The following is a 13,584-nucleotide window of genomic DNA, read 5'->3' on the forward strand; positions in this document are numbered from 1 at the left end:
GCGAAGGCAGTCACGCGGATGGCGCACCCCACCATCGCGCCGCCCCACGGACGGGTGCGTCGGCGCTCGCTGGCCCATGCCCCACCCCTCACACGGGCCAGCGCACACCCCGCCGCTCACACCACCCGCAGCCGCCCTACACGAGCCGCGCGGGCCGCGCGTCCGCCGTATGGGCGGCATCACGAGGGCCGTGCGCTTATCCGTGCGCGCTTGCGGCAATACGTATCGGTATGTCGAGCCGCAGCCAGGAGGCTGGAGCATGAGCATCTGGTGGTCTCTCCATTTGCGGCGCGAGGCTGCGAGCGTTCCGCTTGCCCGCCGCCTGTTGATCGGCGCGATGGAGACCGCGGGCGTGGATCCCGACGTCTCCTTCGACCTGTCGCTCGCCCTCAGCGAAGCCTGTGCCAACGCCGTGGAGCACGGAGGCGCACCCGCCCCCGGCGGCACGGCCGGCGCGTATCGGGTGACGGCCTATCTGGACGGCGAGAAGTGCCGCATCGAGGTGGCCGACTCGGGCCCCGGCTTCCCCGGCCCGGGTGCCGTACGGGGCTGTCCGACGCCCCGGCCGGCCGCCGCCGAGACGGACGAGCACGGCCGGGGCCTGTGCCTGATCAGGGAGCTGGCCGACCACGTCCACCTCGGCAACAGCCCGGGCCGGGGCGGAGCGGTGATCAGTTTCGACAAGATGCTGAAGTGGCGTGAGGGCGCCCCGCTGCTGACGGCGTGACATCTGCTGACGGCGTGACACCCGCGCGGGTCAGCGCGATCACCGGGATCGTCCGTGGCGCCCGCTCCCGGAACTCCGCGAAGTTCGGGTCCTGTTCGATCTGCCGGCGCCACAGCTCGTCGTGCTCGCCCTCGTCGACGGGCGCGGCGTGCGCCTCGTACCGCTCGGTGCCGACCTCGACGACGACCCGGGGATCCTTGGTCAGGTTGTGGTACCAGCCGGGGGCGTGCGGCGAGCCGCCGTTGGAGGCGAAGACGACGAGCCGGTCGCGGGCCGGATCCGACAGATAGACCGCCGGAGTGGTCCGGAGCAGGCCGCTCTTCGCGCCGCGCGTGGTGAGCAGGAGCAGACGCACGCCCTCGAAGTCGCCGCCGACCCGGCCGCCGTTCGCGCGGAACTCCTCGATGACGCGGTGGTTGAAGGGATTGGTGTTGTTCGTTCCGTCGTCGGCGGTCATGGTCCGGCTGCTCCTCGGATCGTCGTCGGCTCCCGTTTCCGCCTTTCAACGATCAAGGGACTGCGCCTATTTCACCCGGCGTCACCCCCACCCGCATCACCCGGCGTCACCCCCACGCGCATCACCCGGCGGCGCCTCTTCCGCATCACCCGGCGGCGCCTCCTCCGCATCACCCGGCGGCAACGCCCGTACCAGCGCCTCGATCGCCGCCCCATAGGCATGCTCCGACGGCGTGGAGTACCCGACGACGAGCCCGTCCGCGCCCCGCCCCCTCGCCCGCGGATGGCGGAACGCGGCGAGGCCGTCCAACGCGATCCCCTGCCAGGCCGCCGCCTTGGTCGCGGAGGCCTCCGTCCCCGGCGGCAGCCGCAGCACCGCGTGCAGCCCGGCCGCGACACCGGTGGCTGTGATGTGCGGGGCATGCTCGGCGAGCGCGGCGACCAGCCGGTCACGGCGGTGCCGGTACCGCTGGCGCATCCGGCGGACATGACGGTCGTACTGCCCGGAGGCGATGAAGTCGGCGAGCGTGAGCTGGTCGAGTACGCCCGCCCACGCCTCCCGCTCGCCCTTCGCCGCGAGCACGCCGTCGACGAGGTGCTCCGGCAGAACCATCCAGCCGAGGCGCACCGCGGGGGACAGGCTCTTGCTGACCGAGCCGAGATAGACGACCCGTTCGGGGTCCAGGCCCTGGAGGGCGCCGACGGGCTCGCGGTCGTAGCGGAACTCCCCGTCGTAGTCGTCCTCCAGGACCAGCCCGCCGCTCGTGCGGGCCCAGTCGACCACGGCCGCTCGCCGGGCCGGGTGCAGCGGCCCGCCGGTCGGGAACTGGTGTGCGGGCGTAAGCAGAACACCCCGTACGGCCCGCGCATCCCGTACGCCCCGTACATCCCGTACGCCCTGACCCGCGGTCAGTTCCTCGATCCGGGCCCCTTGTTCGTCCAGCTCAAGCGGAACCGTCCGTACGCCCGCGTCCTCCAGGATCCCGTGGTGGAAGCCGAGTCCGTACGACTCCACGGCGAGCGGGCCGCGCAGCACCGGGCCGCCCGCGCCGTGGGAGCCCCCGAACAACAGCCGCAGCGCGTGCGCGAAGCCGGAGCAGACCACGATCCGCTCGGGTGCGACGCGCACTCCGCGGGCCCGCCGCAGATAGTCGGTGAGCGCCTGCCGCAGCTCGACGCGGCCGCGCGGATCGCCGGGCCCGAAGGCATCGCCCGGCGCGGAGTTGACGGCACGCCGGGCCGCCGCGAGCCAGGCCGTGCGCGGGAAGGACGCGGGGTCCGGCCGGCCCTGACGGAGGTCGTGCGCGGGAGCGGCGGGCCGCGCGGGGGCGGGCTTCGGCGTGCGTACGGGCTTGGGCGGCGCCGCGCGCTCGGCGACCCGCGTCCCCGACCCCTGCCGGGCCGTCAGCCACCCCTCCGCGACCAGCTCGGCATAGGCGTCGGCGACGGTGTTGCGGGCGAGGCCGAGGTCGGCGGCGAGCGAGCGGTAGGGCGGCAGCCGGGTGCCGGGAGCGAGCCTGCCGTCGCGCACGGCGTCCCGCAGCGCCCGGATGAGGACGGCACGCCGGCTGCCCGTACCGGACAGCTCCAGATGCAGGTCACTGCCGATGCGCTCCGCGGAATTGACCCATGGTCCAGCCATGGGAATGCACCTTATCCGGGGTCTTTCACGCGCCTAGATTCAAAGCCATGACGCACGCCACGAACACCACGCCCACCACACACACCAAGCAGACGACCGCGACCACCCCGACCCAGGCGGCCCCCAGCCAAGCACGCACGGCCCAGGCCCCCCGCCTCGACTTCGCCAAGGCCGCGCCCAAGGCCTTCAAGGCCCTCATCGGCCTGGACGCCGCCGCCCGCGACGGCCTCGACCCGGCCCTCGTCGAGCTGATCCAGATCCGCGCCTCGCTCCTCAACGGCTGCGCCTACTGCCTCCACATGCACACCTCCGACGCCCGCGCGGCAGGCGAGGACGAGGCCCGCCTGCACATGATCGGCGTATGGCGCGAGGCCAGGAACTTCTTCACCGACAAGGAGCAGGCGGCCCTCGCCCTGACCGAGGCGGTCACGCTGGTCGCCGAGGACGGCGTGCCCGACGGCGTCTACGCCCGCGCCGCCGAGCACTTCGAGGAGGCGGAGCTGGCCCGCGTCCTCGCCCTGATCTTCACGATCAACACCTGGAACCGCATCGCCCTGAGCACGGCCAAGATCGCGGGCGAGGACGAACGGGAGTCGACCCCCTGACGGGCCGCTCACACCGTCTGACGGGGCCGCTCAGCTCCCCCGACAGGACCACTCAGCCCTTGAGCCGAGCCATCCACGCCTCGACCTCGTCCGAACGCCGCGGCAGCGAGTCCGAGAGGTTCCGGTTGCCGTCCTCCGTCACGAGGATGTCGTCCTCGATCCGGACGCCGATGCCGCGGTACTCCTCCGGCACGGTCAGGTCGTCCGCCTGGAAGTACAGGCCGGGCTCGACGGTCAGGCACATGCCGGGCTCCAGCGTGCCGTCGACGTACGACTCGCGGCGCGCGGCCGCGCAGTCGTGGACGTCCATGCCGAGCATGTGACCGGTGCCGTGCAGCGTCCAGCGGCGCTGGAGACCCAGCTCGAGGACGCGCTCCACGGGACCCTCGACGAGGCCCCACTCCACCAGCTTCTCGGCGAGCACGCGCTGCGAGGCGTCGTGGAAGTCGCGGTACTTGGCGCCCGGCTTCACGGCCGCGATGCCGGCCTCCTGGGCCTCGTACACGGCGTCGTAGATCTTCTTCTGCAGCTCGTTGAAGCGGCCGTTGATCGGCAGGGTGCGGGTGATGTCCGCGGTGTAGTACGTGTGGGTCTCCACGCCCGCGTCGAGCAGAAGCAGCTCTCCGGAGCGCACGGGACCGTCGTTGCGCACCCAGTGCAGGGTGGTGGCGTGCGGGCCCGCGGCGCAGATGGAGCCGTAGCCGATGTCGTTGCCCTCGACGCGGGCGCGCAGGAAGAACGTGCCTTCGATGTAGCGCTCGCTCGTCGCCTCGGCCTTGTCGAGGATCTTGACGACGTCCTCGAAGCCGCGCGCCGTGGAGTCGCACGCCTTCTGCAGCTCACCGATTTCAAACTCGTCCTTGACCAGACGGGCCTCGGAGAGGAAGACGCGCAGCTCCTCGTCGCGCTCGGCGGTGACCTTGTCGGTCAGCGCGGCCTCGATACCGGCGTCGTACCCGCGTACGACACGCACCGGCCCGGTGGCCTCGCGCAGCGCCTCGGCCAGCTCGCGGACGTCGGAGGCGGGGATGCCGTACAGCTTCTCGGCCTCGGTGAGGGAGTGGCGGCGGCCGACCCACAGCTCGCCCTGGCCGTCCAGCCAGAACTCGCCGTTCTCGCGGTTGGAGCGCGGAAGCAGGTAGATCGTCGCGTCGTGGCCGCTCTTGGTGGGCTCCAGGACCAGGACGCCGTCCTCGGTCTGGTTTCCGGTGAGGTACGCGTACTCGACGGAGGCCCGGAAGGCGTACTCGGTGTCGTTCGAACGGGTCTTGAGGTTGCCCGCGGGGATGACCAGACGCTCGCCCGGGAAGCGCGCGGAGAGCGCGGCGCGGCGGGCGGCGGTCTGCGCGGCCTGCGGGATCGGCTCCAGCTCGTGCAGCTCCGTGTCGGCCCAGCCGGACTTCATGCTCTCGGCCAGCTCATCGGAGACGCCCGGGTACAGGCCGTTCTTGCGCTGCTTGATCGGCTCTTCTTCGGTCTCTTCCGGGGTCTCCGGGAACTCCGGGGTGAGCGCGTCCGACACGGTCTGCCTCCTAGGTACGACACTGGGCCACCTTCCATCGTACGGGCGTACGGAAGGGGGCACAGGGCCGTTGGACCACTTACAGCGAGTGCCCGACGCCTCACACGAAAACGTCAGCCACGCGCGCGTGGAGAGGCACCAGCACTCTCACTCGAAGCGGCCCTCCAGAAGTACGGCGCCTCACTCGAAGCGGGCCGCCAGCAGCACCACGTCCTCCTCGCTGTCCACCGCGTCGAGCCCGTCCGGCAGCACGGTCCGAAGGACGTGGTCGGCGACGGCCCCGGGGTCCCCCCGGATGGCCTTGGGCACGCTCGCCCCCGCCGCGTGCAGGCGCGCGAACGCCCGGTCCATCGCCTCTCCGGTGCGGTGCAGCAGACCGTCCGTATACAGAAGCACCGTTTCTCCGGGCTCCGGGGAGAACTCCACGCTCGGCGCCTCCCAGCAGGCGAGCATCCCGAGCGGCGCGGACAGCGAGGTCTCGACGAACTCCGTGCGCCGCTCCCCGATGATCAGCGGCGGGCTGTGCCCGGCCCCGGCGAGCACGACCTTGCGCAGGGCGGGCTCACAGTAGGCGAAGAGGGCCGTGGCGGACCGCGCGGGCTCGGTGAGCCGCAGCAGCAGCTCCAGATCGGAGAGAACGGCGACGGGGTCCTCGCCCTCCATCACGGCATACGCCCGCAGGGAGGCCCGCAGCCGCCCCATCGCGGCCACGGCGCTCGGCCCCGAACCGGTGACCGAGCCGACCGCGAGGCCGAGCGCGGCGTCCGGCAGCGGCAGCGCGTCGTGCCAGTCGCCACCGCCGCGCGGCCCGGTACGGTGCCGCGCGGCGAGCTGCACTCCCGTCACCCGGGGCAGCCGCGAGGGCATCAGCTCCTCGCGCAGGGTCGCGGCGGTCGTACGGGCGCGCTCCAGTTCGAGCAGCCGCGCCAGATGTTCCGTGGCGTAGGCCGCGTAGAGCCCGACGAGGTGGCGTCTGCGCTCGGTCGGCTCGGCGGGCTCGTCGTAGAGCCAGACCGCCGCGCCGACCCGGCCCGCCGCCTCGGTGGCCAGGGACAGGGCATAGCTCGCCGCGTAGCCGATGCGGGCGGCGACCTCGCGGTGGCGCGGGTCGAGTCCGTCGTCGGCGAGCAGGTCGGGCTGGACGATCTCGGTGGCGGGGCCGGGACTGGGACCGGGGCCGGAGCTGGGGCCGGGGCCGGAGCTGGTGCCCGGGCCGGGGGCGTCGGCGGTCGGCGCGTCCAGGATGCGGCCGTACGACGTGGCGGCGCGCGGCACCGTCTCGATGTGCCCCAGTTCGGCGCGGGTGAGGCCGAGGCCGGTCGTGGAGTCGGGGCCGAGCCCGTCGGAGGGCTCCAGGACGGCGAGGCCGCGCCGGGCGCCGACGAGGGCGGCACCGGCCCGCAGCAGCTCCCGCAGGGCCTCGTCGAGGCTCTGGGTGCGGCCGAGCCGCTCGGTGAGTTCGTGCAGCGTGGTGAGGTCGGAGACCCAGCCCGCGAGGCGGTCCTGGATCACGGCGCCGGGGGCGCCGGGGACGGGGGAGCCCGTGGGTGCGGGTGTGGCAGGCGCGGTGGGCGCGACAGTGTGGGCTGGTGACGGAAGAGTGGAATCGATTCCGGCCACTTTCGGAAGGTGCGGGGCGTTCATGGCTGACGGCTTTCCGGCCGGTGCGTAATGCTCAATAGCATCGCAAACCCCCATGTCATTATGCGCCGCTAGCAATGTCTCCAGATGTACACGCCCTGGTGAGGGGATGTCCAGCATTGTCCTGCTGGGATTCCTGGTGTCCGTGGGAATTCTGAGCACTGTTTTCGATCTTGATAAGTTGGCCGAAAACAGTGCGGGGTTAGGGCATATTGCGGTCGACTGACGTTGTTCGGTAGAGCGTTGCAGCGGTCGTGCTGGGTACGTACTCAGTGATGACCAGGGGCAGTTGGGGCCCGCCCGGAACCTCGCGGAGGGCCCGGGCGTCTTAAGTCACGACGACCGTGCCCCATCCTCCCGTGGGGGAGGCGGCAAGCAATATCGCGGGACGGCAATCGCCAGGCGCCGCCACCCCACGCCACGTCAACGCTCGGTTCAGAGTGGTTCCCCATGCCGCAGGCTGGGGTCGGATGTGCCAGCTCGTACGTACAGCGAAGTGATCCACACATGGGTGAAGAGATCCACACATGGGTGTAGTGATCCACACATGGTGTGATGTGGCCCGCAGTCTCCCCGGCGTCAAACGCCGGCGTGCAACGGAAAGGAACGAGCGCTCATGCGCGAGATCCTCGGAAGGCGACGCAGGCTCCTGTCCTGGCGAATGGGAAGGAAGCCCGCCCGGAGTACCGGACAGATCGGCGCGGCCCTGACCTTCGCGACCGCTTGGCGGTGGCCCGTACTGCCAGGAGTCGGCCTCGACCGGCGCGACGGCAGCCGGTGTGCCTGCCCCGACCCCGACTGCGTGGTGCCGGGCGCGCACCCCCTCGACCCCGGCCTCCTCGCCGCGACCACCGACGAGCGGATGGTGCGCTGGTGGTGGGGCAACCGCCCGTGCGCCCCCGTCGTGCTCGCCACCGGCGGCCACGCTCCGTGCGCCGTCAGCCTGCCCGTCGACGCGGGCGTGCGCGCGCTGGCCGCGCTCGACGAGACCGGCATCAGGCTCGGCCCGGTGGTCGCCACGGAGAGCCGTTTCTATCTGCTCGTCGCGCCTTACTCCCTTGCCCAGTTGGGCGAGCTGCTCTACGCCAAGGACCACGTCCCCGGCTCCCTCCGCTTCCACGGCGAGGGCGGCTATCTCGCGCTGCCCCCCTCCGGGACGGGCGAGGGCCCGGTCCGCTGGGAGCGCGCCCCGCTGCCCGGCTCGGCGGCCCCCTGGGTGCCCGACGTCGAGGCGGTCGTGGACGCCGTCGTCGACGCCCTCACTCGTACGGGTGTGAGCGCACCCGAGTTGTAGGGGAAATGGGCGCGCGGCGAACGGGCCGCGCGCCAACTGTCGTTATGTTCGGCCCATGCAACCCCGCCTGATCGTGCTCCTGGGCGTCGTGGCCGCCACGGTTGTTCTGCCGCTCGCCGGCGCGTCCGCGGGGCCGGTCGGCGACGGTGACGCGAAGTCGACCCCGCCCGCTCCCTCGGCCGCCCCTCCGAACACCTCTCCGGACTCGCGCTCGGGCCCCGACACGCGTACGAACGCGGAGACGGACGCGGCTGCCGACGCGGCCACGGACACCTCCCGGTGCGGGCCCGAACTCTCCTCCCCCGAAGGCATCGAGGCCCAGACCTGCGTCCTCACGCAGGGCCGCGAGACATGGGCACGTACCTATTACCGCAATGCCACAGGCGAGGACCTGACGGGCGTACTGACCCAGATGGGGCCGGACGCGCGCACGGTACAGATGCACTGTGCGGTGGGTGCGGGGGACGAACCGGGAGTGTGCGAGACGCCGCGCGAGCGGTCGGCGGGCGAGGCGGCGGCGTACTCGGCGGTGGCGGAGTTCGCGGCGCGCGAGTCGGGCGGGCTGCTGCTGCGCTCGGGAAGCAACTCGGCGCCCGCGCAAGGCAGTTGAGCGGTGAACCGGACCCGGACATGGAAAGGCCCGGTTGCTGGCGACGGGGGATGCACCAGCAACCGGGCTACCTGAACGGTAACAAGAGATCGGCTCCTGGCAAATTCGATCTCAGTTATCCGGACAGGGATTCGCCTGCGACCACGGGGAGTTGTGACGGGAGTCACGCGTCCCTACCGACTGACTGGTGCGTCAGTCGCGCGCGGCGCGCCCCGTTCCTCTCAGCTGAGGGTGACCTGGCGGTTGGTCAGGCCACCGCGCGCCCGGCGCTCGTCGCCGGTCAGCGGGGCGTCCGAGGCGAGCGCCGCCGCCAGCCGCTCGGCGAACTCCGCCGCCGGCTTCTCGATGTCGTCGGCGCCGACGCCCGTCGGCAGGTCCCACACCGGCACGATCACACCGTGCGCCCGGAAGGAGCCGACGAGCCGGGTGCCCTCGCCGAGGCTCGACGTGCCGGCCGCGTGCAGCCGGGCCAGCGCGTCGAGCAGCTGCTCCTCGGGGTGCGGCATGACCCAGCGCAGGTGGTTCTTCTCCGGGGTCTCGCACCAGTACGCGGAGTCCACGCCGGTGAGCTTCACGGTCGGGATGGCGGCGGCGTTGGCCCGCTCCAGGGAGGCGGAGACCTCCGGCGTGGCGTTCTCCGAGTCCGGCACCCAGAACTCGAAACCGGCGTGCACCACCGGCTCGAACGGCGAGTCGGGGGCGAGCACGTCCTGCAGGCGCGGCCCGTCCGCGGGGGCGCGGCGGCCCTGCACGGGCGTGCCCGGCTCGGCCTCCAGAGCACGGTGCAGGGTGTCGGCCAGGTCGCGGCTGATGTCGCCGGAGGAGGTGTCGTTCTGCAGGCCGAGCAGGACCGAGCCGTCGTCGCGGCGCAGCGCGGGCCACGCCATCGGCAGCACGGTGGCGAGCGTGACCGAGGGGACGCCTTCGGGGAGCCCGTCCTTGAGCGTCAGTTCGACGGTGGCGGCGGGCACCAGCTCGCGCAGCGCGACCCAGTCGCACTCGCCGGGCAGGCCCTCGAAGGGGCGCTGCACCAACTCGGCCACCGCGTGCGAGGCGGCTCGGCCGTGACAGGCCTTGTAGCGGCGGCCCGAGCCGCAGGGGCAGGGTTCGCGGGCGCCGACGGCCGGATAGTTCTCGTCGGCTCCGCCCTTGAGCTGCGGCTGCTGCTTGCCCTTGGTCTGGGGGCGCTTCTTGGCCATCTTGGGTGTCTCCCGGCTGCGGCTCTCGTGCTCACTTGCGTACGAGCGCGAGCCTAGCCGCTGGCGACCGAGCCTGGCCGTTGGCGACAGGGCCGCCGGGCTTCACCCGAGTCCAGGTCTCGCCCCGCGTCTCACCCGGGCCTCGCGCCGGCCGCACCCCTCGTCCTCAGTTGGTCCTCAGTCGAGGTCGTCGAAGGGGTCCGCGTAGGCGAGATCGGCGAGCGCGGCGGCCGACGGGGCGGCGACGCGCGTAGCGAAATCGTCGTGGCGGTGCCCCGCTTGGACGACGACCCAGACCGTGACCTCGCCGTGCACGTCGTCGCGCACGCCCCACGTGTCGGCGAGCGCCGAGATGATGTTGAGCCCGCGTCCGCCGTGCGCCGTCACCGACGGGGTGGCCGGAACCGGGCGGGTCGGGCCGCCGCCGTCCGTCACCTCGACCGTCAGCCGGCCTGTCTTGTCGACGTGCCATGCCGCTCGCACGTCCCCGTCGCCGACCATCCCGCGCCCCAGCGGCCTGCCGTGCCGGCAGGCATTGCTGAGCAACTCCGACAGGATCAGTACGGCATCGTCGATGACCGATTCGGACACTCCGCCGATACGCAGCTGATCACGCATCCGGTGTCTTGCCACCCCCACGCCCGCAGGGCCATGAGGTACGGCCATGCTCGACGACGTGGGCACCTCCCGTGCCACCACCAACGCCACCCCCGAGACCTCCTTCGCCCCACGCCACGGTGTGGATGCCCCAATGGACTGGACCGGAAACCGGCCAGTCGCCCTCCGGTGACGCACTCGTCACGATCGAATACGTACCGAACGCGCCGGTGCACTCCCTGTAACGGGAGTTACCGGAGTCCCAGGCGATCCAGTTGGGTCAGAACTTGCTTGGGGCGATTGGTGATGATCGCGTCGACGCCGAGTTCGGCGCAGAGTTCGACGTCCTCGGGCTCGTTCACGGTCCAGACGTGCACCTGGTGCCCCGCGCGCTTCAGCTTGGCCACGTAACCGGGGTGGTTGCGCACGATCCGCAGCGCCGGTCCGGCGATGCGCACGCCCGCGGGTAGGCGCCCGTCGCGGTGGCGGGGCGAGACGAACTGCATCAGATAGACGGTCGGCAGCGTCGGGGACGCGGCGCGCACGCGGTGCAGCGAACGCGCCGAGAAGCTCATGACCCGTACCGGAGAGGGGCCTTCGGCGGGCGGCGCGTCCAGGCCGAAGCGTTTGAGGAGCATGAGCAGCCGCTCCTCCACCTGGCCCGCCCAGCGCGTGGGGTGCTTGGTCTCGATGGCCAGCCGCACCTGGCGGCCCGAGGCGTTGCGTTCGGCAACCAGTTCGAGCAGGCGCTCCAGGGTCAGTACGGAGGTGTCCTCGCCGAGACCCGCCCCGAAGTCCGCGCCCGCGGAGCGCTCCCAGTCCGGGCCCTCGCCCTCCTCGGCCTCGTTGTGGTGCCGCTTCCAGGAGCCGAAGTCGAGGGCGGCCAGATCGGCCAGTTCCAGGGCCGAGACGGCTCCGCGGCCGTTCGAGGTGCGGTTGACGCGGCGGTCGTGGACGCAGACGAGGTGGCCGTCCGCGGTGAGCCGCACATCGCATTCCAGGGCGTCGGCCCCGTCGTCGACCGCCTTCTTGTAGGCGGCAAGCGTGTGCTCGGGCGCGTCCTCGGAGGCGCCGCGGTGGGCGACGACCTGGATCTGGTGCTGTCGTGCGAGGGTCACCGCGTCATGGTGCCATCACGGGGTACCCGTCGGCGCGCCGGAGTGCCGCGTCCCGGGGCGCCGGACGCACAGGCTCGGCTTATGGTGCCCTGACAGCCGATGGGAAAAGCTGACTGCGGACAGATGCACAGTTGGCACAGACGTACGTTTGTACGTACGCAGAGTACGTACGCGCAGTTGGCGAAGCCAGGCCGTGACCGAGAACGCCACCTACGACAGCATGGACCTAGGAGAAGAGCTGTGAGCACCGAGAACGAGGGCAACGCGGTACCTCAGGCCCCGTCCGCACCTCCCGTGCCGGTGGACGCTCCCGCTGTTTCCGCCGACTCCACCGCCTCCGCCCACTCCAATGCCTCTGTCACTCGTGAGCACGCCACGGTTCCCGGCGGGGATGCCGGAACGGGGGCCGGCGTGGGTGCCGGCGCGGGCTCGGGTGCCGCCGCGGGCGCGGGCGCGTGGCCGCCTCCGGCGCCGCCCGCTGTGCCGTCGTACGCCTCCGGAGGTGGCGGCGGGGCCGGCTGGGGCGCCTCGTACCAGCCGCAGGAGCCGAAGCCGGGCCGTCGGCGCGGCGGTCTGGTCGCCGGGGTGCTCGCGGCCGCCCTGGTCGCGGGCGGTGTCGGCGGTGGCGTCGGCTACTGGGCGGCCGAGCAGAACGACAACGACACCGGTTCGACCACGGTCTCCGCGGCCGACACGCCCGCCGACCTGAAGCGCGAGCCGGGCTCGGTGGCCAAGATCGCGAATGACGCGCTGCCGAGTGTGGTCACCATCGAGGCGCAGAGCGGCAGCGGCGAGGGCGGCACGGGCACCGGCTTCGTCTACGACAAGCAGGGCCACATCCTCACCAACAACCACGTGGTGGCGTCGGCCGCCGAGGGCGGGAAGCTCCAGGCGACGTTCTCGAACGGCAAGAAGTACGCCGCCGAGGTCGTCGGCCGCGCCGAGGGTTACGACGTGGCCGTCCTGAAGCTCAAGAGCCCCCCGGCCGACCTGAAGCCGCTCGCCCTCGGCAACTCCGACCGCGTGGCCGTCGGCGACTCGACGATCGCGATCGGCGCCCCCTTCGGCCTCTCGAACACCGTCACCACGGGCATCATCAGCGCCAAGAACCGCCCGGTGACCTCCAGTGACGGCGGACAGAGCGGCAAGAGCTCGTACATGAGCGCGCTCCAGACCGACGCCTCCATCAACCCCGGCAACTCCGGCGGCCCGCTCCTCGACGGGCGCGGCGCGGTCATCGGCATCAACTCCGCGATCAAGCCCGCCGACAGCGGTGGCCTCGGCGGCTCCGGCCAGTCGGGCTCCATCGGCCTGGGCTTCGCGATCCCGGTGAACCAGGCGAAGAACGTGGCGCAGCAGCTGATCAAGACCGGCCAGCCGGTCTACCCGGTGATCGGCGCCTCGGTCGCGCTCCAGCAGGACACCGGGGAGGGCGCGACGATCTCCCAGGAGGGCGTGGGCGGCGCGAAGCCGGTCACCCCGAACGGCCCGGCGGACAAGGCGGGTCTCAAGCCCGGCGACGTCATCACGAAGCTGGACGACATGGTGATCGACAGCGGCCCCACCCTGATCGGCCAGATCTGGACCCACAAGCCCGGCGACACGGTCAAGATCACCTACGAGCGCGACGGCAAGGAGCGCACGGTCGACGTGACCCTGGGCCAGCGCAAGGGCGACAGCTGAGCCCCTGCTCACCCGCCGCCCCAACCCGCTAGTCTTGTCCCCGCGCCGCCCCGGACCTCCGGCACCCGGCGCGGGGTGGGTTGCCCGAGCGGCCTAAGGGAACGGTCTTGAAAACCGTCGTGGCAGCGATGTCACCGTGGGTTCAAATCCCACACCCACCGCTTTTCTGTAAGGGGCGTTCGCTATTGCGGGCGCCCCTTACGCGTGTCTCCTTGCCGTTGCAGGCCGGTGGGCCGCTTCTAGGCGTGGCCCGTGAGGCGGGCCGCTGAGGCGATTGTTGAGTGGGCCTCTCGGGGGGTGAGGCCTACGCGGAGTGCGGCGTTCGTGAGGTGGGGGGCCAGGGTTTCGCCGAGGCCGTTCTCGTAGGCGCGGCAGGCGGCCCAGAAGAGGCGGGTGTTGCGTTGGCCCTCGTGTGCCGCGAGGACGAACTGGACCAGGCCATGGCCCTGTTGGGCCGGGGGTGCGTCGGTTCGTGTGGGTGCTGTGGGGT

12 protein-coding genes, 1 tRNA gene and 1 pseudogene are annotated in these 13,584 nt (G+C 72.0%); 6 read left to right on the top strand and 8 right to left on the bottom strand.

Features of this window, described 5'->3' with window-relative positions; translation table 11 throughout:
* Positions 1–259: 259 nt before the first annotated feature.
* Entirely contained in the window at positions 260–727 is a 468-nt protein-coding gene (locus GKQ77_RS04085) for an ATP-binding protein (RefSeq protein WP_219687315.1), read from the top strand.
* Here GKQ77_RS04085 and GKQ77_RS04090 read toward each other — a convergent pair.
* Together GKQ77_RS04090 and pdxR are read right to left on the bottom strand one after the other, a co-directional pair.
* A complete protein-coding gene (locus GKQ77_RS04090) occupies positions 672–1,184 on the bottom strand; it encodes a nitroreductase/quinone reductase family protein (protein WP_219687316.1) in 513 nt (170 codons plus the stop codon). The genes GKQ77_RS04085 and GKQ77_RS04090 overlap by 56 nt on opposite strands.
* Positions 1,185–1,280: 96 nt before the next feature.
* Positions 1,281–2,825, bottom strand: a complete 1,545-nt coding sequence (gene pdxR / locus GKQ77_RS04095) for a MocR-like pyridoxine biosynthesis transcription factor PdxR (protein ID WP_219687317.1) — start codon at positions 2,823–2,825, stop codon at positions 1,281–1,283.
* A gap of 47 nt (positions 2,826–2,872) precedes the next feature.
* Between pdxR and GKQ77_RS04100 the strand changes: the two genes are divergently transcribed.
* Positions 2,873–3,430, top strand: a complete 558-nt coding sequence (locus tag GKQ77_RS04100; RefSeq protein WP_219687318.1) for a carboxymuconolactone decarboxylase family protein — start codon at positions 2,873–2,875, stop codon at positions 3,428–3,430.
* Between the two features lie 52 nt (positions 3,431–3,482).
* Here GKQ77_RS04100 and GKQ77_RS04105 read toward each other — a convergent pair whose 3' ends face one another.
* Both GKQ77_RS04105 and GKQ77_RS04110 read right to left on the bottom strand, forming a co-directional pair.
* On the bottom strand, positions 3,483–4,952 hold the full coding sequence (locus tag GKQ77_RS04105) for an aminopeptidase P family protein (protein WP_219687319.1): 1,470 nt from the start codon (positions 4,950–4,952) through the stop codon (positions 3,483–3,485).
* Between the two features lie 180 nt (positions 4,953–5,132).
* Entirely contained in the window at positions 5,133–6,713 is a 1,581-nt protein-coding gene (locus tag GKQ77_RS04110; RefSeq protein WP_219687320.1) for a PP2C family protein-serine/threonine phosphatase, read from the bottom strand.
* A gap of 496 nt (positions 6,714–7,209) precedes the next feature.
* Here GKQ77_RS04110 and GKQ77_RS04115 point away from each other — a divergent pair, with 496 nt between their 5' ends.
* Together GKQ77_RS04115 and GKQ77_RS04120 are read left to right on the top strand one after the other, a co-directional pair.
* Positions 7,210–7,887, top strand: a complete 678-nt coding sequence (locus GKQ77_RS04115; RefSeq protein ID WP_219687321.1) for a bifunctional DNA primase/polymerase — start codon at positions 7,210–7,212, stop codon at positions 7,885–7,887.
* Between the two features lie 55 nt (positions 7,888–7,942).
* Positions 7,943–8,497 (top strand): hypothetical protein, encoded by a 555-nt coding sequence (locus GKQ77_RS04120; RefSeq protein WP_219687322.1) that lies wholly within the window; start codon positions 7,943–7,945, stop codon positions 8,495–8,497.
* 221 nt (positions 8,498–8,718) lie between these two features.
* On the opposite strand, the gene GKQ77_RS04125 is transcribed toward GKQ77_RS04120, so the two are convergent.
* The 3 genes from GKQ77_RS04125 to GKQ77_RS04135 all read right to left on the bottom strand — a co-directional run bounded on the left by GKQ77_RS04125 (position 8,719) and on the right by GKQ77_RS04135 (position 11,411).
* Complete coding sequence (locus tag GKQ77_RS04125; protein WP_219687323.1) at positions 8,719–9,696, bottom strand: DUF5926 family protein; 978 nt, start codon at positions 9,694–9,696, stop codon at positions 8,719–8,721.
* 177 nt (positions 9,697–9,873) lie between these two features.
* Positions 9,874–10,491 carry an ATP-binding protein gene (locus GKQ77_RS04130; RefSeq protein ID WP_219687324.1) on the bottom strand — a complete coding sequence of 206 codons (618 nt, stop codon included), beginning with the start codon at positions 10,489–10,491 and terminating at the stop codon, positions 9,874–9,876.
* 53 nt (positions 10,492–10,544) lie between these two features.
* Positions 10,545–11,411 carry a glycerophosphodiester phosphodiesterase gene (locus tag GKQ77_RS04135; RefSeq protein ID WP_219687325.1) on the bottom strand — a complete coding sequence of 289 codons (867 nt, stop codon included), beginning with the start codon at positions 11,409–11,411 and terminating at the stop codon, positions 10,545–10,547.
* A gap of 240 nt (positions 11,412–11,651) precedes the next feature.
* Between GKQ77_RS04135 and GKQ77_RS04140 the strand changes: the two genes are divergently transcribed.
* Positions 11,652–13,094: a S1C family serine protease gene (locus GKQ77_RS04140; RefSeq protein ID WP_308117538.1), complete on the top strand. Its 1,443-nt coding sequence runs from the start codon at positions 11,652–11,654 to the stop codon at positions 13,092–13,094.
* Between the two features lie 74 nt (positions 13,095–13,168).
* Positions 13,169–13,255, top strand: a tRNA-Ser gene (locus GKQ77_RS04145).
* A gap of 78 nt (positions 13,256–13,333) precedes the next feature.
* On the opposite strand, the pseudogene GKQ77_RS04150 reads toward GKQ77_RS04145, so the two are convergent.
* Positions 13,334–13,584, bottom strand: a pseudogene (locus tag GKQ77_RS04150) (bifunctional DNA primase/polymerase); the annotation flags it as partial.

The organism is Streptomyces anatolicus, from assembly GCF_019400875.1.
Taxonomy (GTDB): Bacteria; Actinomycetota; Actinomycetes; order Streptomycetales; family Streptomycetaceae; genus Streptomyces; species Streptomyces anatolicus.

What these genes read in the sequence shown, in the direction of transcription:
- GKQ77_RS04090 (WP_219687316.1), bottom strand. Translation starts at nt 1,184, where the DNA reads ATGACCGCCGACGACGGAACGAACAACACCAATCCCTTCAACCACCGC.
- pdxR (WP_219687317.1), bottom strand. Translation starts at nt 2,825, where the DNA reads ATGGCTGGACCATGGGTCAATTCCGCGGAGCGCATCGGCAGTGACCTG.
- GKQ77_RS04125 (WP_219687323.1), bottom strand. Translation starts at nt 9,696, where the DNA reads ATGGCCAAGAAGCGCCCCCAGACCAAGGGCAAGCAGCAGCCGCAGCTC.
- GKQ77_RS04110 (WP_219687320.1), bottom strand. Translation starts at nt 6,713, where the DNA reads ATGCTGGACATCCCCTCACCAGGGCGTGTACATCTGGAGACATTGCTA.
- GKQ77_RS04120 (WP_219687322.1), top strand. Translation starts at nt 7,943, where the DNA reads ATGCAACCCCGCCTGATCGTGCTCCTGGGCGTCGTGGCCGCCACGGTT.
- GKQ77_RS04085 (WP_219687315.1), top strand. Translation starts at nt 260, where the DNA reads ATGAGCATCTGGTGGTCTCTCCATTTGCGGCGCGAGGCTGCGAGCGTT.
- GKQ77_RS04100 (WP_219687318.1), top strand. Translation starts at nt 2,873, where the DNA reads ATGACGCACGCCACGAACACCACGCCCACCACACACACCAAGCAGACG.
- GKQ77_RS04115 (WP_219687321.1), top strand. Translation starts at nt 7,210, where the DNA reads ATGCGCGAGATCCTCGGAAGGCGACGCAGGCTCCTGTCCTGGCGAATG.